At 68.6% G+C, this 19,298-nt stretch carries 17 protein-coding genes; 7 read left to right on the top strand and 10 right to left on the bottom strand.

What is annotated here, in order from left to right:
• Positions 1-73 precede the first annotated feature (73 nt).
• The 5 genes from QA600_RS07155 to QA600_RS07135 form a co-directional block, all read right to left on the bottom strand.
• A complete protein-coding gene (locus QA600_RS07155) occupies positions 74-940 on the bottom strand; it encodes an aminotransferase class IV (protein ID WP_278291262.1) in 867 nt (288 codons plus the stop codon).
• Complete coding sequence (locus tag QA600_RS07150; protein ID WP_278291261.1) at positions 937-1,593, bottom strand: aminodeoxychorismate/anthranilate synthase component II; 657 nt, start codon at positions 1,591-1,593, stop codon at positions 937-939. Before QA600_RS07150 ends, QA600_RS07155 begins: the two co-directional genes overlap by 4 nt.
• Positions 1,586-3,124 carry an aminodeoxychorismate synthase, component I gene (pabB, locus tag QA600_RS07145; RefSeq protein WP_278291260.1) on the bottom strand — a complete coding sequence of 513 codons (1,539 nt, stop codon included), beginning with the start codon at positions 3,122-3,124 and terminating at the stop codon, positions 1,586-1,588. The genes QA600_RS07150 and pabB overlap by 8 nt, the downstream gene beginning before the upstream one ends.
• Positions 3,125-3,174: 50 nt before the next feature.
• Positions 3,175-3,924, bottom strand: coding sequence for a helix-hairpin-helix domain-containing protein (locus QA600_RS07140; RefSeq protein WP_278291259.1), 750 nt, complete (start codon positions 3,922-3,924; stop codon positions 3,175-3,177).
• Between the two features lie 75 nt (positions 3,925-3,999).
• A complete protein-coding gene (locus QA600_RS07135; RefSeq protein WP_278291464.1) occupies positions 4,000-4,800 on the bottom strand; it encodes a shikimate dehydrogenase in 801 nt (266 codons plus the stop codon).
• Positions 4,801-4,905: 105 nt separating this feature from the next.
• Here QA600_RS07135 and QA600_RS07130 point away from each other — a divergent pair, with 105 nt between their 5' ends.
• The 4 genes from QA600_RS07130 to ftsZ all read left to right on the top strand — a co-directional run bounded on the left by QA600_RS07130 (position 4,906) and on the right by ftsZ (position 9,089).
• The gene (locus QA600_RS07130) at positions 4,906-5,850 is read left to right on the top strand and encodes a calcium/sodium antiporter (protein WP_278291258.1); all 945 of its coding nucleotides are present in this window, start codon (positions 4,906-4,908) and stop codon (positions 5,848-5,850) included.
• A gap of 52 nt (positions 5,851-5,902) precedes the next feature.
• The gene (locus QA600_RS07125; RefSeq protein WP_005553945.1) at positions 5,903-6,370 is read left to right on the top strand and encodes an NUDIX domain-containing protein; all 468 of its coding nucleotides are present in this window, start codon (positions 5,903-5,905) and stop codon (positions 6,368-6,370) included.
• Positions 6,371-6,430: 60 nt separating this feature from the next.
• The gene (locus QA600_RS07120; RefSeq protein WP_278291257.1) at positions 6,431-7,750 is read left to right on the top strand and encodes a D-aminoacyl-tRNA deacylase; all 1,320 of its coding nucleotides are present in this window, start codon (positions 6,431-6,433) and stop codon (positions 7,748-7,750) included.
• 157 nt (positions 7,751-7,907) lie between these two features.
• Positions 7,908-9,089 carry a cell division protein FtsZ gene (gene ftsZ / locus QA600_RS07115; protein ID WP_278291256.1) on the top strand — a complete coding sequence of 394 codons (1,182 nt, stop codon included), beginning with the start codon at positions 7,908-7,910 and terminating at the stop codon, positions 9,087-9,089.
• Here the strand turns inward: ftsZ and QA600_RS07110 are convergent.
• The 3 genes from QA600_RS07110 to QA600_RS07100 form a co-directional block, all read right to left on the bottom strand.
• Positions 9,082-9,684, bottom strand: coding sequence for a hypothetical protein (locus QA600_RS07110; protein WP_278291255.1), 603 nt, complete (start codon positions 9,682-9,684; stop codon positions 9,082-9,084). The two genes, ftsZ and QA600_RS07110, sit on opposite strands and share 8 nt — an antisense overlap.
• Before the next feature lie 5 nt (positions 9,685-9,689).
• Positions 9,690-10,826, bottom strand: coding sequence for a DUF3179 domain-containing protein (locus QA600_RS07105; RefSeq protein ID WP_278291254.1), 1,137 nt, complete (start codon positions 10,824-10,826; stop codon positions 9,690-9,692).
• A gap of 75 nt (positions 10,827-10,901) precedes the next feature.
• Positions 10,902-11,228, bottom strand: coding sequence for a 2Fe-2S iron-sulfur cluster-binding protein (locus QA600_RS07100; protein ID WP_278291253.1), 327 nt, complete (start codon positions 11,226-11,228; stop codon positions 10,902-10,904).
• A gap of 120 nt (positions 11,229-11,348) precedes the next feature.
• Between QA600_RS07100 and QA600_RS07095 the strand changes: the two genes are divergently transcribed.
• The 3 genes from QA600_RS07095 to QA600_RS07080 all read left to right on the top strand — a co-directional run bounded on the left by QA600_RS07095 (position 11,349) and on the right by QA600_RS07080 (position 16,137).
• Complete coding sequence (locus tag QA600_RS07095) at positions 11,349-12,752, top strand: geranylgeranyl reductase family protein (RefSeq protein ID WP_278291252.1); 1,404 nt, start codon at positions 11,349-11,351, stop codon at positions 12,750-12,752.
• Between the two features lie 252 nt (positions 12,753-13,004).
• Positions 13,005-14,228 carry a DUF4397 domain-containing protein gene (locus QA600_RS22805; RefSeq protein WP_345782014.1) on the top strand — a complete coding sequence of 408 codons (1,224 nt, stop codon included), beginning with the start codon at positions 13,005-13,007 and terminating at the stop codon, positions 14,226-14,228.
• Positions 14,229-14,388: 160 nt separating this feature from the next.
• Positions 14,389-16,137 carry a gamma-glutamyltransferase family protein gene (locus QA600_RS07080; protein WP_278291251.1) on the top strand — a complete coding sequence of 583 codons (1,749 nt, stop codon included), beginning with the start codon at positions 14,389-14,391 and terminating at the stop codon, positions 16,135-16,137.
• Positions 16,138-16,163: 26 nt separating this feature from the next.
• On the opposite strand, the gene QA600_RS07075 is transcribed toward QA600_RS07080, so the two are convergent.
• Both QA600_RS07075 and QA600_RS07070 read right to left on the bottom strand, forming a co-directional pair.
• A complete protein-coding gene (locus tag QA600_RS07075; protein WP_345782013.1) occupies positions 16,164-17,831 on the bottom strand; it encodes a M48 family metalloprotease in 1,668 nt (555 codons plus the stop codon).
• Between the two features lie 170 nt (positions 17,832-18,001).
• Entirely contained in the window at positions 18,002-19,279 is a 1,278-nt protein-coding gene (locus QA600_RS07070) for an amidohydrolase (RefSeq protein WP_278291250.1), read from the bottom strand.
• Positions 19,280-19,298: the final 19 nt, after the last annotated feature.

Raw genomic sequence — 19,298 nt, 5'->3', positions numbered from 1 at the left:
CTCTTTTTGGGTTTGTCCATACGAGTAGTGTTTCGTACAACACACTGACATTTTCGGTCCGCGCACCGAGCGATCAGTAACAGGCGCTTTCGACGCGCTCGTCGTACAGCCTCGAGAGGCGATCCGTTACCGGCCCGCCGCCGAGGTCGACCGCATCGAGCGAGGCTACCGGGCGTAGCTCCCAGGTTCGGTTCGTGAGGAAGGCCTCATCGGCCTCGAGGACCTCGGCCAGCCCGTAGCTCCCCTCCTCGACCGGGAGATCGGCCGCTCGAGCCAGCTCGAGGACCGTCTTTCGGGTGATCCCGGGCAGGACGTCGTCGTCCGTCGTGGGGGTACAGACCGTTCCGTCGCGGACGAAAAACAGGTTGCTCGTCGCGCCTTCGGCGACGTGCCCCTCGAGATCCGAGAGCAGCGCCTCGTCGGCCTCGCCCTCGAGTTCCGCCCGGGCGAGGATCCCGTTGAGGTAGTTGTGGGTCTTCGCGCTCGAGGGGAGCGCCGCGTCGGGGATCCGTCGGGTCTCGACGCTGCGAACCGTCGCGGGCCCGTCCCAGACGGGCTCGCCCTCGAGCCCGCCGCGGGGGAGCGGTTTGGCGTAGACGACGACCGTGGGATCGACCTCGAGCTGGGGGGTGAGCTTGCCCGGCTGGACCCCGCGGGTGACCGAGAGCCGGACGTAGGCGTCCGCGAGGTCGTTCGCCGCGAGCGTCTCGTCGATTCGGTTCCGCAGTTCGCTCCCCGAGAGCCCGTACTCGAGAGAGAGGGCGTCGCAGGTCCCCTCGAGGCGCTCGCGGTGGGCCGCCCAGTCGAGGACGGTCCCGCCGTAGGCCCGCAGCGTCTCGAAGGCGGCGTCGCCGTAGCGAAAGCCGCGGTCGTCGACGCTGACGGTCGCCTCCTCGGCGGGAACGAGCTCGCCGTCGACGTGGTACAGTCGGTTGCTCATCGTTCGCCCCGCGAGTCGGGTCGCTCGTGGTCGGCGGCGAACCGACAGAAGTTCTCGACCATCCGCTTGCCGACCGAAAGCGAGATCTCGCCGTTGGCGTCCTCCTCGGGGTCGCGAGTGAGGATGCTCTCGGGATGAAACTGTACGCCTAGCTGCGGTTTCTCCCGATGACGGACCGCCATCAGGACGCCCCGCTCGTCGGCGGTCCGGGCCGTCTCCGCGAGGCTGTCGGGGAGGTCCTCACGCTCGACGGCAAGCGAGTGGTAGCGGCCGACCTGGAACCGTTCGGGGAGGCCGTCGAACAGCCCCGAACCGTCGTGGGAGATCCGCGAGGGCTTGCCGTGGACGACGTGGGGTGCGTGGACGACCGGGGCGCCCTCGGCCGCACACAGCGCCTGGTGGCCCAGGCAGACCCCGAGGATGGGGTACTCCGTTTCGGCGAACAGCGGGATCGAGATCCCGGCTTCCTGCGGAGTGCCGGGACCAGGCGAGACGACGATCCCCGTCGGATCGAGTTCGCGGACGTCCTCGAGGTCGATCTCGTCGTTCCGTCTGACGACGACCTCGTCGGCGACCTCGCCGACGTACTGGACGAGGTTGTACGCGAAGGAGTCGTAGTTGTCCACGACGACGATCCGCGTCGGTTCAGTCATCCTCGCCACCTCCCTCCGTCGACTCGAGGCCCATTCCGGCTCGCTCCCCGAGCGCGTCGTCGATGGCGTTGATCAGCGCCCGCCCCTTGTCGAGGGTCTCGTCGTACTCGCTGTCGGGATCCGAGTCGTGGACGATCCCCGCGCCCACACGAAGATGGTACTCCTCGTCGTGGCGGACGAGCGTTCGGATGACGATGTTCAGCGTCGCTCGCCCGTCGAAGCCGAAGATGCCGACGCTACCGGTGTACGGACCTCGCCGGGTCGCCTCGAGCTCGTCGATGATCTCCATCGTCCGGGGTTTGGGCGCGCCCGTGATCGTCCCGCCGGGGAACATCGCCGCGACGGCGTCGGCGAGCGTCGCGTCCGAACGGAGCCGGCCCGTGACGTCCGAGACGAGGTGCATTACCTCCGAGTAGCGGTCGATCCGTCGGTACTCCTCGACATCGACGCTGCCGTACGCGCTGACCTTCCCGAGGTCGTTACGCTCGAGGTCGACGAGCATCGCGTGCTCGGCGCGTTCTTTCTCGTCGGCGAGCAGATCCGCCTCGAGCTCGGCGTCCTCCTCCGTGGTCTCGCCCCGGGGCCGGGTGCCCGCGATCGGCTCCGTCCGAACGAACTCGCCGTCTCGCTCGAGCAAGAGCTCCGGACTCGCGCTCACCAGATCGGCGCTGCGGAACTCGAGCAGTCCGGAGTACGGCGCCGGATTCACCCGCCGGAGCGCGTCGTAGGCCGCGACGGGGTGGACCGCAGCGGGCGCGGTCAGCCGCTGTGAGATGTTCGCTTGGAAGGTGTCGCCGTCCCGGACGTACTCCTTGACTCGCTGAACGCGGTCCGCGAAGGCCTCGCGGCCGCAGTCGCTCTCGAAGGTCGCCTCGTCGGTCGCAACGGGTGGGTCGCCGACTTCGGGGTCGCCCTCGAGACACGCCCGGGAAAGCTCGAGCGCTCGCTCCCGACCCCGATCGTAGGCGTCCTCGAGGTCGTCGCCGGGCTCGACGCGCGGACAGGCCGTGATCCGGAGTTCGGTCGCCTCGTCGTCGGCCGTCGGCTCCTCCCAGGCCGCCAACCGGTCGTAGACGCCGACCTCGAGGCGGGGGAGCCCGCGGTCGTCGATCGCCGACGCTGGCAGCTCCTCGAGTTCGCGGACGATGTCGTAAGAGAGCCAGCCGACCGCCCCGCAGGGATAGGGAACCTCGCAGTCCCCGCGAACCAGCTCCTCGTCGTCGAGCAGCCCGTCGAGTGCCGCAAGCGTCGGGGAGTCGCCGGTTCTGCCCCGCACGGTCGAATCCGGGCCAACGGTGAGCCCGTCGATGGGATCGGTACCGAAGTACCCCCAGCCGGGCTGACCGCCGGTGGTCTCGAGGTAGACGCCGCTGTCGCCGTCGCGGGCGCTGCGGTACGCGAGAAAGGGATCGGAGACGGAGAGACGGACGGTGACCGGAACGCGGGCGGCCGCTACCCCGTCGCCGTCGAGTCCGTCGCGGGCGGCGGCGCGAAACGAGTTGGCCGTCGTGACGACGCGCGGATCGCTCATACCCTCGCGGAGGGTCGTGACCCTAATCAGTGTACGGTTCCTCGACGCGGTCAGCGGACCTTCGCCCGGTCGATCCAGCCCTGGATGCGCTTCTCGGCGATGTCGGTCTCGGCCTCGAGGTGGGCTGCGTCGGCGTCGGCGAGCTCGGAGACGGTTTCGACGCCGGCGTCGGCCAACCGATCCGCGTACGCGGGGCCGATCCCCTTGACGACGTCGACGGGTTCGTCCGGAACCTCTGGCGTCTCGTCGTCGGCTGGCTCGTCGGATTCGGCCTCGGCCTCGGCTTCCGAATCCGGCTCGTCCGGCGCCTCGCTCTCGGACCCCGATTCGTCCAGCGTCTCGGACTCGGCCTCCAGTTCGGATTCGGCAGCCGCGTCGGAGTCGTCCGGAGACGTCTCAGTCTCGGTCGACTCCTCGAGATCGCCAGATTCGGCCGACTCGATCTGGTCGGCCGGTTCTGCAGACTCGGTCTCGGATTCGGCCTCGAGCGCCGGCTCGTCGTCGACGAGTTCCTCGTCGCGAACACCCTGCTCACCGGGTTCCTTCGATTCGGTCGGCGTCGCGTCAGACTGTGTCGGACCCGTCGCCTCGGCCGGCTCCGCCGCGGCGTGTGGCGTGTCGTTCGCCTCGGTCATCGACCCCGTCGAGGCCGAAGCCGTCGTTTCGGCGGCCGCCGACTCCTCGTCGGGGTCGGCCCCGCGCTCTCGTTCGACCGTTACCCCGACGTCCCGAGCGTCCCCACGCTCCGAGCCAGAGTCGTCGAACCCCAGCAGCGACTTCAGCTTTTGGAGGATTGCCATTAGCTGGATATAGTTAACTCGCACCACTTAAATTCGCCTGATGACCGCGGTGAACGACCGCTCCTCCGGTCGCGTCTACAATCTCGAGCGTAACGCCCGGTTCATCGCGTCAACCGGTGCCTCGCGGTCGGTCCACAGCTCGAGCGCCTCGACGCCCTGGTAGAGCAACATCCAGGCGCCGTCGACCGTCGGCGCGCCGACCGACGCAGCCTCCCGAAGCAGTCGCGTCTCGAGCGGGCGATACACCGCGTCGAGCACCGCCAGCTCGCCGTGGAGTGCCTCGGCCGGCACCGGCGTCGCGTCCTCCTCCATCCCGACGCTGGTCGCGTTGACGAGCACGTCGGCATCGGCCAGGAGTGCCTCGAGGTCCTCGAGTCCCCGACCGATCGCGCCGGGCACCTCGTCGGCGAGTTCGTGTGCCGTCGATTCGGTCCGGTTCGCGATCGTCACGGCGGCGCCCGCGTCGGCGAGCCCGAACGCGATTGCCCGGCCGGCACCGCCCGCACCCACCACGATGGCATCGGCTCCCTCGAGCACGACGTCGTGATCCCGAAGCGCGCGCAACGCGCCGGCGGCATCGGTGTTGTGACCCGTGGGCTCCTCGCCGGAGAAGTCGATCGTGTTCACCGCGCCGATCCGACTCGCCAGCTCGTCGGCCGCGACGACCTCGAGGGCGTCCTGCTTGAAGGGAATCGTCACGTTCAGTCCCCGAACGCCGAGCGCCTCGGCGCCCCGAATCGCCGCCTCGAGCTCGTCGGCGGCGGGTTCGAAGGTGACGTACCGGGCGTCGAGTGCGAGTTCGTCGTAGGCGGCCTCGTGCATTGGCGGCGACAGCGAGTGGCCGACCGGGTTGCCGATCAGTCCGTAGACGTCCATAGCCATACGTCGACTCGAGCGAGCGGGCGTATAACGGGTGTGACTCCGGCAGCGCTTCGGTCGGGTTCCGGGTCGCTTATCCCACGGTCTCGAGTAGCGACCGGTATGCTGTCGGAGACCGGGGTTTCTGTGCTCCTGTTGGGAGCCGGGATCGTCGCGCTGTACGCCGGTGCGGAGCTGCTGGTCGCCGGGGCCGGCCGCCTCGCGCTCGGGATCGGCCTCCGGGCGGCGACCGTCGGCGTCACGGTGATCGCGTTCGCGACGACCGCCCCCGAGCTGTTCGTCGCGACGATCGGCGCCCTCGACGTCTCGACGGATATCGGACTCGGCGCGGTCGTCGGCTCGAACATCGCGAACGTGGGACTGGTGCTGGGCGTCGCCGCGCTCATCAGGCCCCTGTCGGTCAGCGAGACCGTGATGAAACGCCACGTTCCCTTCATGGTGTTCGCGGCGCTACTGCTGGTCGCCTTCGGCGGGAACGGTCGGATCGGCCGCCTCGAGGGAGCGATCTTCCTGCTGGTGCTGGCCGGATTCACCGCCTACCTGCTGTACTACGTCAACGCCGACCCGATGCCGGCCGAGGAGAAACCCGAGGCCAGCGACGGAGTCTCGTTCCGGGATCTCGCGCTCGTCGGGGGCGGGCTGCTCGCGCTCGTGGTCGGCTCGCGGTGGCTCGTCGCCGGCGGCACCGACCTGCTGCTCGAACTGGGCTTTTCCGAGCTGTTCGTCGGGCTCACCGTGTTAGCGCTCGGGACGTCGCTCCCCGAACTCGCCGCCTCGGCCGTCGGAGCCGTCCGCGGCGAGACCGGGTTCGCGATCGGAAACGTCGTCGGCTCGAACATCTACAACGTGCTCGCGGTGCTCGGTATCGTCGCGCTGATCACCCCCATCGAGATCGCCCCGAGCACGCTCCGGTTCGAGCTCCCGATACTGGTCGGCTTCACCGTCGTCCTGGTCGCGATGATGGGGTACGGACGGCGGCTCTCACGGCTCGACGGCGCCGTTCTCCTCGCCGGCTACGCCGGTTTCCTCTACCTGCTCGTCCCGTAGTGCCCAAAGGATTTGGGAGTGGACTTTACGGGATACCCGTTGTACGAAACGTATGAGCGAATCGAAAGAAACCACGTACGTCGGGAAGGCCTGTGCGTACATCACCCGGGAGACGGGCGAGTTACTCGTCTTCGAAGGTCCGGGACATGAGGGCCTGCAGATTCCGAAGGGAACCCTCGAGGGCGACGAGTCCCCTCGAGAAGGGGTGTTCCGCGAGGTACGCGAGGAGAGCGGTCTCGCGACGCTGCAGGGAACCGAACACCTCACGACCGATATCTGGGTTCGGCGCCAGTCCCCGCCGAAGTGTTACGTCCGCCACTTCTTCCACGCGACCGTCCACGAACCCCGAGACCGCTGGACCCACACGGTCCGGGACGGCGGCGAGGAACACGGCTCGGAGTTCGAGTTCCGGTGGATCGAGCCGACGACCGATCGAGCGTTCGCGCTCGACCTCGACGACTACGTCGGCCTGCTGCCGTCCGGAACGACTGGCCGGAACCCGCAGGTCGCCTCCGACTGAGTTCCTTCGCTGCCGATCGAAAGCGGAGCGTATTCGAGGCCCCGCCCCCGAGGAGTCGACGTGATCGCAATCGTCGAGAGCCGCGCCGATCGTGCCTCCGTCCACGTCTGCGAGCAGCTTCGCTCGCTGGCCGACTGGATCGAACGCGGGGACCCCGACCGTCCCGCGGCCGACGGCGGCGGCACGTACTACCGCCTCGAGGGCGCCGAACTGCGCTCGTTCGACGACCTCCACCTCGACCTCGAGCGCCCCGCCGAAGCCTTCGACTGCGACCCCGAGCTACTGGTGTTCGCCTCCCGCCACTCCGGCGACACCGGCGCCCTGCTGACGGGCCACTTCACAGGCAACTTCGGCTCGGCGGAGTTCGGCGGCGAGGACGACGCCCTCGCCGAGGCCTGTCCGAACGCCCTCGCCCGGCTGCTCGAGGCGTTCGAGGTCCACGCACCCGAGGGGTACGATGTCGGCATGGAATGTACCCACCACGGCCCGAGCGACGTCGGCTGTCCGTCGCTGTTCGCGGAGCTCGGAAGCGACGACGAGCAGTGGGACGACCCCGACGGCGCCGCGGCCGTTGCGCGGGCGATCCTCGAGCTCCGCGGGGTCGACGCCCACCGCGACAGGCAGGTCGTCGGCTTCGGGGGGAACCACTACGCGCCCCGTTTCCAGCGGGTCGTCGAGGAAACCGAGTGGGCGGTCGGCCATATTGCCGCCGACTGGGCGCTCGAGTCGATGGGCCACCCCGAGACCCACCGCGAGGTCATCGAGCGAGCCTTCGAGGCGAGCCGCGCCGAGCTGGCGGTGCTCGACGGCGAGTGGCCCGTCCTCGAGGACCTTCTCGACGACCTCGATCGCCGGATCGTCGGCGAGACCTGGCTGCGCGCGGTTGGCGACTGCCCGCTCGAGCTCGTCGACGCCGTCGAAGCCGAGCTCGGTCGCGTCGAGAAGGGCGTTCGGTTCGGCGACCGCCGCGAGGAGTCGTTCGTCGTCCGCGAACTGCCGGAGGAGCTGCTCGAGACCGCCCAGGGCGTCGATCCCGATCGGGTCCGGGAGTCGTTCGAACGCCACGCCGTCGCCTTCGAGACCGAGAACGCCGGCAGCCGCGTCGGAAGCCGCGTCGCCCTCCCCGATCCCGAGGCGAAACGGGAGGTTATCGAGGCCGTCGCCGACGTTCTCGAGGCGAAGTTCGAGCGCGTCGCGGTCGAGGACGACGCCGTCGTCGCCGAGGAGCTAGCGTTCGACCCCGAGCTTGCCCGGACGCTCGGCGTTTCCGAGGGGCCGGCGTTCGGCGCGCTCGCGGACGGCGAAGCGGTAACGGTCAACGGCGAGGAGATCGACCCCGAGGCCGTCCACCGCGAGCGCACCCACCGGTTCGAGTTCTGACCGGTCGGGTCCGGGAGGGAAGTCCTCGGTTGTTCGACCGCGTCCGACGGTCCACTCGTTCTCGAGTCGCGACACGTAACTCCGCCTTATCCCGCCTCCGGGCGCCTGACGTGTAGGGGAAAGGTAATTATGCTCCATCTACTACAGGCTCCCAGGAATGGACTCTCTTATCGAAGACGCGATCGACGAGGCCGAGAACGCGGAGGGGAACGTCCCCGACGCGTCGGGGTCGGACCGGTCGGCCGCGAACGGCGTCGACAACAGCGGCACGATGACCGACGACGAACTCGAGGACGTTCTGCAGGATCTCCAGACCGACATCACGGTCGTCGGCTGCGGCGGCGCCGGCGGCAACACCGTCAACCGCATGCACGAGGAGGGGATCCACGGAGCGAAGCTCGTCGCCGCGAACACCGACGTCCAGCACTTGGTCGAGATCGAGGCCGACACCAAGATCCTGATGGGCGAGGACAAGACCGGCGGCCGGGGCGCCGGCTCGCTCCCGCAGGTCGGCGAGGAGGCCGCCCTCGAGAGCCAGGAAGACATCACCGGCGCGCTGGATGGCTCCGATATGGTCTTCGTCACCGCCGGACTGGGTGGCGGCACCGGCACCGGCTCGGCGCCCGTCGTCGCGAAGGCGGCCCGGGAATCCGGAGCGCTCACGATCTCGATCGTCACCACGCCGTTTACCGCGGAGGGCGAGGTCCGCCGGACCAACGCCGAGGCCGGCCTCGAGCGTCTCCGGGACGTTTCCGATACGGTGATCGTCGTCCCCAACGACCGCCTGCTCGACTCCGTGGGCAAGCTGCCCGTCCGGCAGGCGTTCAAGGTCAGCGACGAGGTGCTGATGCGCTCGGTGAAGGGGATCACCGAGCTGATTACGAAGCCCGGTCTCGTCAACCTCGACTTCGCCGACGTTCGGACCGTCATGGAACGCGGCGGGGTCGCCATGATCGGCCTCGGCGAGTCCGATTCCGAGGCGAAGGCCGAAGACTCGGTCAAGACCGCGCTGCGCTCGCCGCTTCTGGACGTCGACATCTCCGGGGCGACCTCCGCGCTGGTCAACGTCACCGGCGGCAACGACATGTCCATCGAGGAAGCGGAGGGCGTCGTCGAGGAGATCTACGACCGGATCGACCCCGACGCCCGCATCATCTGGGGGACCTCGATCGACGAGAGCCTCGAGGGCAGCATGCGGACGATGATCGTCGTCACGGGCGTCGAGTCGCCACAGATCTACGGCAACGGCGACGAGGAGCCGACACAGCCCGAGCGGGGCACGCAGGCTCGAGGCCGGGGCGGCGCTCGCGGCGAGGACGACATCGACTTCGTCAACTGACCCGTCGGCCGTTTTCTGTATCCACCAGTCCGCCCACGTAGACCAGACTCCCCAGCAACAGCACGACTCCGAGCGGCAACAGCCACGGGAGGACCGTCAGGAGGGTGCCGCTCACCTGCACACCAAGCGCAATGACGATCACCGGCGCACAGCAGACGGTTCCCGAGAGCAGCGCCGGGACCGACGCCGCTGCACCAGCACCGGCGCCGAGTCCACAGGATCGGGGCTGGACGAGCGCGAGGTACGCGAGTGCGAGGTTGAGCCCCACGAGTCCCGCGATCGTGGCGCCGACGAGAACGTCGATCGGCGAGACGAGCAGGCGGACGACCCACAGATCGACCAGCGCGACGGGCTCGAACTGGAGCTGGCCGGTTCGCTCGAACGCCCGCGCCAGCGGCTCGTCGACGACGGTCACGGAGCCGCCGAGCCCGGCCCGAACGGAGAGTCGGTCGGTCGACCAGAGGTATCCCGCGAGGTAGGCCGCCGCGACGAGCCCGGCGACCGCGAGCGCGTCGAGCCGGCTGACGGCGAGCCGGCTCGCCTGCCCTGTGTCGCGGACTCGAACTCGGATCCGCTCCGGGAGGGTCTTTGTCACTGCGATCACCCGAAGTGTGCGCTGTCGGGGTAGAACCCCGTCCACGCGAACCACATCGCGTCGTAGACGTACACCCGCTTGAGAGGGGCCTCGCCCGGTTCGTAGGAGTCACCGTCCGCGTCAACGAGTCGGTCGTCCTCGAGTTCGAACGTCTCCCCGTCGGGGTTGCGATAGAGGTGGCCGACGTCGATCGATCGGTCGTGAACCGCGAGCAGGGTCGCGTCCCCGTGGTCGATCTCGAGCAGTCGCTCGTCCGCGAGCGTCTCGTGGTCGATCGAGAGCGGCCCCTCGGGCGGTCTGGCGCCGAGCACCATCCGCTTTGGCGGCTCGTCGTCGTCGGTTCGCAGCGGCTCGAAGATCGGATCGCTGTCCTCGCGGTAGTAGCCGCTACTCGGATTGTACATCCCGTAGGGGTCGTCGTCGTAATCCCTGACGTACCCGGTGTCCTCGGTGAGCACCGTCGACTCCGGATACGCCGCTTGCCAGTCGCTCCAGGTGCTCCAGTGGACCGGAAACTCACGGAGCGAGGCCGCCTCGAGGGGGCCCTCGATCGCCGTACCGAGCATCTGGGGCCACATGCTCTCGTCCTCCCGATCGTACATGACGAGGTTGCTGTTCACCAGGTTCCCGGAGACGCCGAACTCGACGCCGGAACGCTCGAACCCCATTGCGGTCCCCGTCAGCGGACAGTAGGTGACGGCGACCGACTCGCCCCCGATCTCGTCGTTGACGATCTCGTGGTGGACGAGGATCGACTGCGGGTAGACCCGCGCCTCCCCCTCCCGGACGACGCCGAAGACGGGATCGTCCGCGCGGAAGCGGTCGCCGACGTCCGCGACGGGCTCGAACACCGGGTCGTCGATCGAGGGGATGCCGTCCTGGGGGACGCCGCCGTCGATGACTTCACCCCGGAGCGTCTCGAGCGAGTAGCTGACGGGGAGCTGATCGTCCGCGATCGGGATCGCCGTCTCGGCGACGGCGTCCTCGTCGGGCGATGCGGTCATCTCTTCGGGAGTCGCCCCTCCGGACTCCCCGTCGGGTTCGTACGGGCCGATCGCGTCCGTGTCGCCGACACAACCCGCGAGCGACGCCGTCGTAACCGCCGCGGCCGTCGCGAGCAACCCGCGCCTCGTGGGGTCCATACCGTCCGTAGTACGATGGCGCGGGAATCCCTACCGCGGGTGTGCGAGAGCGACGCACGACCGTCTCCCGTCGTGTCAGTCGTCGGCCGTCGCCGGCTCGTCGCCCGCGAGGTCGCCCTCGATGCTCGGCGGGTACTTCCCCCGCTCGAGTTTGAGATCCGACTGGGGACGGGCCATACAGGTCAGCGCGTAGTTCTCGGCCTCCTCCTCGGTGAACCCGCGCGCCGCGGGCTGGGTAACCTCCCCCTCGAGGATCTCGGCGGTACAGGCCAGACACATCCCAACCCGACAGGAGAACTCCTGGGCGATCCCCTCCTCGAGACAGCGGCTGAGGATCGTCTCCTTGTCCGTGCAGGTGATCGTCTCCCCCGTGCCGACGAACTCGACGGTGTACTCGGTCATACGGAGCGATACGAACGACCCGGTCAAAACTCTTTATTAGCTCCGCTATGGCGACTCCGTCGTTGGCTCGCCAAACTGCACATAAAACGTTTTCTTACCCCGGAATCCACACTGTTCCATATGAGTACGCAGGAACGGTCGGTCGCCGGAACGTCCGGAACCCGATCGACGGACGTCGTCGTCGTCGGCGCCGGCACCGCGGGCAGCTACGCGGCAGCGACCGCCGCGAGCGAGGGGTACGACGTCGTGCTCCTCGAGCGAAAGTCAGAGCAGGAGGCGGGTCACATCGCCTGCGGGGACGCCCTGAAGGGCGCGGCGGACTTTCCCGACGCGATCCCCAGATCTCAGATCGAGCCCGCCTTCACGAACACCGACGTCGACCACGGCCGCTTCGAGATTCCTCAGGAGGACACCGTCCTCGAGATCCCGATCCCCGGAGAGCTGGCGGTCGTCGATCGCTGGGAGTACGGCAAGCTCGTCATCGAGGGTGCCGCGAACGCTGGTGCGGAGATCCACTACGACACCGTCGTTCAGAACGTCACCCAGGCTGAAGATGGCCGCGTCACGGGCGTTCGGGCGATGCGGAAGGGCGAGCTCGTCGAGTACGAGGCCGAGGTCGTCATCGACGCGGCGGGCTCGTTGTCGGTGCTGCAGGACCACGTCGACTTCTCGGAGTCGACGTTCGACACGAACGTGGACTACACCCACTTCTGTTCGGGCTACCGCGAGGTCGTCCATGTCGACGACCCCGTCGAGTGGTCCGACGCCCTGGTGTTCAAGCCGACCGAGCGGGCGGCGGGCTACCTCTGGTACTTCCCTCGCACCGAGACCGAGATCAACGTCGGCTTGGGCTTCCAGATGACCGAGGAGCCGATGAAGCTCGTCGAGAGCCTGAAACGCGACCTCCGAAGCCGATCGGAGTTCGAGAGCGCGACGGTCGACGACAAGCTCGGCGCAGCCCTCCCGACTCGTCGACCCTACGACTCGGCGGTCCACCCGGGCTACATGGCCGTCGGCGACGCGGCAGGCCACGTCAACCCCACGACGGGTGGCGGGATCGCGGGCGCGGCCTACGCCGGCAAGTACGCCGCGGAGGCCGCCGTCAACGGAATCGAGGCCGGCGACGTCGGCGAGCGGGCCCTCTGGGAGTACAACCAGCAGGTGATGGACCACTTCGGTGCCCGCTACGCCGCGCTGGACGTCTACAACGTCCTCTCGACAGCGGTCGACGTCGACGACCTGATGGGGCTGCTCGCGGCGATGCCCGGCGACAAGCTCGCCGAGGCGCTGTACTCGGGCAGCACGGACATCGGCACGAAGCTCAAGTTCGAGGCGCTGCTCAAGAGCCGTGACCACTGGAGGACGATCTGGACGCTCTACCGGACGAAGCAGTGTGCGGACGACCTGCTCGAGCACTACGGTCACTACCCCTCACATCCCGGCGCGCTCGACAGCTGGCAGGATCGCCGCGACGACCTGATGGAGGCGGTGTACGAGACGACTGGTGCCGACCCCAAGTACTAGAGTCGAGCCCTCTGGTTCGGCGAGCGGCGCAGCTGTGACACAGTGTTGTCGCTCCGAGGCGATCTACTCGCCGACTCCCCTCTCAGGTAATCGTCGCATGCCCGAAACGTACCATGCCCGAAACGTACCATGCCCGAAACGTACGGGAAACTCGTTGCCCGCCAGACCACACGCTAAACCGGTCTCACGACTTCTCGTCTTCCTACCTCGTTAGGGGTGATCGATAATATTGCGAACGCCCAACATGTGTCTATGTCGCAAGGACATACCCGCAGACGCACGCTAACGCTGATCGGAGCCACCGGAGCCGGGCTGGTTGCGGCCAGTTTCAGCGGGACGAGCGACGAGCACGGGGGGGACGACGACGAGTACGACGACCACGACGATGAGTACGACGACCACGACGACGAAGGGGAGGTCGCGCAGGTACGAGCAGCCCATCTCTCGCCGGACGCGCCGAACGTCGACGTGAGCGTCGATGGCGACACCGTCCTCGAGGACGTGCCGTTTCGGGCCGTCAGCGAGTATCTCGAGCTGCCGGTCGGAGCCGCCAACGTCGCCATCTCGGCGGCGGAGGATCCGGACACCGTCGTCTTCGACGAGGAGCTCGAACTCGCCGAGGGCGCGTTCACGATCGCCGCGCTGGGCGAGCTGAGCGAGGAGAACCAGCCGTTCGCACCGGCCGTCCTCGAGGACGACGTGAGCGATCCGGGCGAAGATGCCCGCGTCCGCCTCGTCCACGCCTCACCGGACGCGCCAGCGGTCGACGTCACCGTCGATGACGGCGAGATGGTGCTGTTCGAGGACGTCGCCTTCGGCGAGGCAGGGGCGCTCGAAGTACCACCGGGTGACTACTGCCTCGAAGTGCGACCCGCGACGGAGTGCAACGACGGCGACGTCGTCGCGACCTTCGAAGTCAGCCCCGAAGCCGGGAACGTCTACTCCGCGTTCGCTGTCGGCTATCTCGACCCCGACGCCGCGCCCGCCGACGAGCCCTTCGACCTCGAGGTCGTCCTCGACGCCGCGCCCGACGACGACGAGGACGGAGCGGACGAGGAGGAAGACGAGATTCCCGACGGCGAAACGGTCACCGTCGGCCCCGACGGCGACCTCGTCTTCGATCCGGACGACCTCGAGGTCGAGGCCGGAACGACCGTCGAGTTCGTCTGGGACTCCGACGGCCACAACGTCGTTCCGACCTCGGTTCCCGACGGCACCGATTGGGATGGCGAACCCGAGAACCTCGACGCGGGCGCGACGTACGAGCACACCTTCGAGCAGGAGGGGACCTACGAGTACGTCTGTGAACCCCACGAGGCCCAGGATATGGTCGGCGAGATTCACGTCGTCGAGGGCGACGAGGCGATGGACGACGATTACGACGACCACGACGAAGACGACGACTACGGCGACGATTACGACGAAGACGACGACCACGACCACGACGAAGACGACGATTACGACGACGACTACTGATCTGTCGACACCGACGCCGTCTCCGACCGTCTGAGACGGCCGATCGACCGCTACCGGTTCGCTCGAGGACGCTCCAGTCTCGTTCTCGCACGGACCGTAGCGTCTCGCTACGGTTCGAACCGTCCCGTTCGCTTTTGTTCTCGCGTCGCTGGCCTTCGGTATGGGTACGAACGTTCGCCGTCGGGAGTTGCTGGTAACGAGCGCCGGAGCCGGCGCCGCGGGTCTCGCCGGCTGTGCCGGCTTCTCGAGCGACGGATCCGAAGAACAATCGGGGGGAGACCAGTGGGCCGTCGTCTCCCAGCACCATCTCGCGACCGAGGCCGGACTCGAGACTCTCGAGGCGGGCGGGACGGCCGCCGACGCCGCCGTTTCCGTTGCCTGCGCTCTGAGCGTGGTCGAACCCTGGTTCTCCTCGGCGCTTGGCGGGGGGACCTGGGCGCTGTACTACGACGCCGAGGCCGACGAGGTGACCAGTCTGGACGGGGTCGGTCCGGCCGGACTCGAGGCGACGCCCGAGGACTACGAGGAGCGCGCGGACGAGGCGGGGATCCACCAGGCCGTCGTCCCCGGCGCCTGGGACGGCTGGATGCTGTGGCTCGCCGAGTACGGCGACCTGGATCTCGGGGACATCCTCGAGCCCGCGATCGCACTCGCCCGGGAGGGGTACCCGGTTAGCCCGGCGATGGAGGGCTGGCTCGCGGACGAAGCCGATCTGATCGCGGACCGACCCGCTGCGGCCGACATCTACCGCGAGGACGGGGAGCTCCTCGAGGAGGGCGACACCGTCACCCAGGACGCGATGGCGGACACGTTCGAGGACCTGGCCGACGCCTACGCCGACGGGAACGACCGAGCGGCCGGGATCCGGGCCGCACGGGACTACTTCTACCGTGGCCCGATCGCCGAGGCGATCGTCGACCACGCCGACGAGCACGGCGGCTACCTGACCCTCGAGGAGTTCCACGAGTTCGAGGCCGAGATCGTCGAGCCGCTCTCGATCGCGTACGACGGGGACGTCGATGTCTACCAGAACCCGCCCAACAGCCAGGGGATTACCCAGCTGCTGGCGCTGAACGTCCTGAAGGAGTTCGACTTCGACGACCTCGAGCCGGACGACGCCGACGCGGTCCACCTCCAGGTCGAGGCGATCAAGCTCGCGTTCGCGGATCGGTACCACCACGTCGGCGATCCCGACCAGGTCGACGTCCCCGTCGCAGGCCTGCTCGAGGACGACTACGCTGCCGACCAGCGCGACCGGATCGACCCGGACGAGGCCATGGAGTGGCCGATCGACACCGGACTCGAGGAGACCGACGTCGACCACACCACCACGTTCCACGTCGTCGACGGCGAGGGCAATGCGGCCGCGGTGACGACCAGCCTGGGCGCGCAGTTCCTCGTGATCGGCGACACCGGGATTCACGTCAACAACCGGATGCGGATGCTCGCCCTCGAGGAGGACGACCCGAACCGGCTGACGCCCGGCTACGAGGTTCGACACACCTCGAACCCGTACATGGCGCTCCGGGACGGGCGTCCCTACGTGCTGGGCGGGGTCACCGGCGTCGACACCCAGCCCCAAGGCCAGACCCAGCAGTTTCTCAACGTCGTCGAGTTCGGGCTGGACGCCCAGGCGGCGGTCGACCGCCCGCGGTTCGTCAGCACCGCCTTCCCCTCGACGGATTACCCTTACGAGGCCGACGGCACCCTGCAGATCGAGACCGAGTTCCCACCGGAGGTGCTCGAGAACCTCGAGGACAGAGGCCACGACCTCGAGGAGGGTGCCGGGATGTTCGGTACCGGGAACGCGATTGTCGTCGAAGACGACGACCTCCAGGTCGGTGCCGAGCCGCGACACTCCACCGCGGAGGGAACGATCTCGCGGGCGAGCGACGACGGCTCGAGCTAAGCGCTGACGGGCCAGCGGGCTGGTCCTTAGGTGTGAGCCCGGAGCCGATCGATCCGTCGCTCGGTCGCGGGATGGGTCCCGAACAGTCCGCGAGCCACGAGGCGTCGCGTCCGATCGAAGAACCGGTGTTGCTCCCACGGTGGCGGAACGATCGAGAAGGCCGCCGTTACATCCCGCTCCCGCAGATCCGACTCCGGGCGGCGCTCGAGGTCGGTGTCGAGCATCTCGAGTGCGCTCGCCAGCCCCGCCGGATCGCCGGTAATCGCGACGGCCGCGTCGTCGGCCGCGTACTCCCGGCCACGGGCGACGAACGCGACGGCGGCGCGGCTGACCGCGTTCGTAAGCATTGCCAGGGGCTCGAGCACCGGATTGAACCCGTACCGACCGGTCGCCGTCCGCGCAACGCTGCCGGGTGCCGACAGCGCGGTCAACACCGCCGCATCGCGGTTCGCGACGTGGGCGAGCTCGTGAGCCAGCACGGCCTCGAGTTCGCGGCCCTCGAGCGAGTCGACGATCCCTTGTGAGAGCACGATCGTCGACGTCGCGGGTCGGTAGCCGACGGCCAGCGCGGTCGGCGTCTGCCGATCGACGAGCCGAACGTCGGGGGCCGGAACGTCCGCCTGCCCGGCGAGGCGCGCGACGGTGGTCCGGATGTCGGCCAGTTCGCGGTCGTCTACGGTCGTTTCGGCGACCGGCTCTCGGTCGAGATCGTCCTCGAGCTCGAGGTTCCGGAGGACGGCGGCATTGCCGCCGAACTCGCCGCGAACTGCGTCGACGAAGTGACCGCCGACGAACGCCGACGCGGCGACCGCGCCGACGGCGACGGCCAGCGCTTCGAACGACCAGATCGTCGTCGCCGCGTAGCTCCCTGCGAGGATGACGACACCGCCGAGCGCGACGAGAAGCGTCGGCCGCGGGCCAGGCGCGCGCTCGAGACGGGCGGCGATCTGTCGCGCCTTCTCTGCGATCCCGTGGTACGCCTTCTCCGGATCCGCCTCCTCGTCCCCGTCCTCCACGTACGCCACGAGCCGATCCCGAGCGACGTCGAGCGCGCCGGGGGCGAGTATCGCGCCCAGACCGATCGCGACGAGGGCGACCACGAGCACGACGGCGAACAGCTCCGAGTACACGACACTCATGTAGCCGACGGCGAGGACGGCGACGAGAAGCTGGTCGCCTGCGGCGCTTCGTTCGAGTCGGTCCTCGCCGTCGTTTCGCGATCGGACCCAGGCTCGAGCGGCCCAGACGTACGAGATCGTAAGCAGGTAGAAGGCGCCGAACACGACGAGCGCGGCGAAGACGGATGCGGGGAGGACGCTGGCCGCGAACGGCAGAGTCGCGAGGGCGACGAGCAGCGAGGAGAGCAAGAGGACGTACGCGCCGAGTTCGACGACGCCCTCCGCGAGCGGACCCGGACGCACCGACGCCGGCTTCGTCCGGGCCGTTCGCAGGGCTCGAAGACCCAGCTCGACGGCGAACAGCGAGAGAGCGACGGTCGCGACCGCGAGTGTCGCCGCGACCGAAACCGGGAGGACGAGCGCGAGGACATCGACCGCGTACCAGATGAAGCCGGCGACTGGGACGGCGACGAGCACCAGCCCGGCACCGACGACGGCGCCGATCAGCAGGAGACAGAGCGCCGAGGCGAGGGCCATGCGTGCCCAGAGACCGACCCGGATACGGGTCGAACTCACGGCTCGATCACGCTCCGGGAACGCACTCGAGAGTCAGGGAACGAACAGCGGGGCTGCGGGCGAGGTCGCATCACTACTCGACTGTTTCGATCGAGTGGCAATAAAGTTCATCCGGCAGATAGGTTCGTTTCGATCCGGCGTCGTAGTCAGCCGGTTGCGGGGGTGCGTCGTCAGGGACCGTCCCGTCCGAGCCGCTCGATCGCGCCGGCGACCGTCTCGATTCCGTGGCCGAGGCTCGCCTCGTCGACGTCGAACGTTGAGGTGTGGTGGCCGCCGGGGTGATCGGTGCCGACGCCGACGTAACACGCCAGCCCGCCGTTTTGCTGGACTTCCTGCATCAGGAAGGTGGCGTCCTCGCTGCCGCCGAGCTCGTCGCGCTCGAGGACGGTCTCGACGCCGTCGACGCTACCGGCGACGTCGGCGACGACGTCGACGAGCGCCTGGTCGCTCGTCGCGCTGGGCGCGGCCGCGCCGATCTCGAGGTCGACTTCGCAGTCGTGCATCTCGGCCGCGGATCGCATCACGCGCTCGGCTTTCTCGTACATGTACTCCATCAGCTCGGTCGTCTCGCCTCGCACCTCGGCGACGATGCGAGCCTCCTCGGGGATGACATTCGCCGCGCTGCCGCCCTCGACGACGCCCGCGTTGATCCGTGTGGGGCCGTCGCTGTGGCGCGGAATGCCGTAGCAGTTCTGGACGGCCGTCGCCATCGCCTGGACGGCGTTGCGGCCCTGTTCGGGATGGCCGCCCGCGTGGGCCGGCTCGCCGGTGAACGTCGCCTCGAGGTGCCGCACTGCGAGGAAGCCGTCAATGCCAGCGACGATCTCGCCGGTGGGATGGTCGAGGCCGACGTGGAGTCCGAGCAGGTAGTCGACGTCCGCGAGGTGCTCGCTTTTGGCCATCGACTTCCCGCCGCCGACGACCTCCTCGGCGGGCTGGAAGAAGATCTTCAGCGTCCCGGAAAAGTCGCTCTCGGCGACCGCCTCGAGGACGCCGATCCCGATCGTCGCGTGGGCGTCGTGGCCGCAGGCGTGCATCGCGTCGTCGTGTTCGGAGCGAAAGCCCTCCGCGACGGGGAGGTGGTCCGGGTCCTCGGATTCGGGCTGGGGAAGGCCGTCGATGTCGACCCGCAGGCCAACCGTCGGCCCCTCACCCTTCCGGAGAACGGCGACGGCGCCAGTATAGCCGCCTTCGAGAGACTCGAGGACCGCCTCGTCGGCGCCGTGTTCGCGAGCCTGCTCGTGCCACGCCTCGAGCTCGGCTTCGTCGGGGACGCCCATGCGGTGTTCGGCCGCGATGGCGTCGGGGCCGACGTGGAGTTCGTCGAGGTCGACGCGGGACTCGAGTTCCTCGACGATCCGCGCGGTGGTGTAGAACTCCCGCCAGGCGGGTTCGGGTTTACGGTGGAGGTCTCGACGCAGCGAAACGAGGTCCGGGTCGGTGGACATAGCGCCGTCTTAGGAGGGA

This window comes from Natronococcus sp. A-GB1, assembly GCF_029688845.1.
Taxonomy (GTDB): Archaea; Halobacteriota; Halobacteria; order Halobacteriales; family Natrialbaceae; genus Natronococcus.
The sequence above is the reverse complement of the archived record's forward strand: the minus strand, read 5'-3'. Positions and strand labels throughout refer to the sequence as shown.

Bases quoted from the DNA above. Each gene is read 5' to 3' on its own strand.
- QA600_RS07130 (WP_278291258.1), top strand. From the start codon at position 4,906: ATGCTGTCGGAGACCGGGGTTTCTGTGCTCCTGTTGGGAGCCGGGATC.
- QA600_RS07100 (WP_278291253.1), bottom strand. From the start codon at position 11,228: ATGACCGAGTACACCGTCGAGTTCGTCGGCACGGGGGAGACGATCACC.
- ftsZ (WP_278291256.1), top strand. From the start codon at position 7,908: ATGGACTCTCTTATCGAAGACGCGATCGACGAGGCCGAGAACGCGGAG.
- QA600_RS07150 (WP_278291261.1), bottom strand. From the start codon at position 1,593: ATGACTGAACCGACGCGGATCGTCGTCGTGGACAACTACGACTCCTTC.
- QA600_RS07155 (WP_278291262.1), bottom strand. From the start codon at position 940: ATGAGCAACCGACTGTACCACGTCGACGGCGAGCTCGTTCCCGCCGAG.
- QA600_RS07080 (WP_278291251.1), top strand. From the start codon at position 14,389: ATGGGTACGAACGTTCGCCGTCGGGAGTTGCTGGTAACGAGCGCCGGA.
- QA600_RS07070 (WP_278291250.1), bottom strand. From the start codon at position 19,279: ATGTCCACCGACCCGGACCTCGTTTCGCTGCGTCGAGACCTCCACCGT.
- QA600_RS07095 (WP_278291252.1), top strand. From the start codon at position 11,349: ATGAGTACGCAGGAACGGTCGGTCGCCGGAACGTCCGGAACCCGATCG.
- QA600_RS22805 (WP_345782014.1), top strand. From the start codon at position 13,005: ATGTCGCAAGGACATACCCGCAGACGCACGCTAACGCTGATCGGAGCC.
- QA600_RS07135 (WP_278291464.1), bottom strand. From the start codon at position 4,800: ATGGACGTCTACGGACTGATCGGCAACCCGGTCGGCCACTCGCTGTCG.
- QA600_RS07105 (WP_278291254.1), bottom strand. From the start codon at position 10,826: ATGGACCCCACGAGGCGCGGGTTGCTCGCGACGGCCGCGGCGGTTACG.
- QA600_RS07125 (WP_005553945.1), top strand. From the start codon at position 5,903: ATGAGCGAATCGAAAGAAACCACGTACGTCGGGAAGGCCTGTGCGTAC.
- pabB (WP_278291260.1), bottom strand. From the start codon at position 3,124: ATGAGCGATCCGCGCGTCGTCACGACGGCCAACTCGTTTCGCGCCGCC.
- QA600_RS07140 (WP_278291259.1), bottom strand. From the start codon at position 3,924: ATGGCAATCCTCCAAAAGCTGAAGTCGCTGCTGGGGTTCGACGACTCT.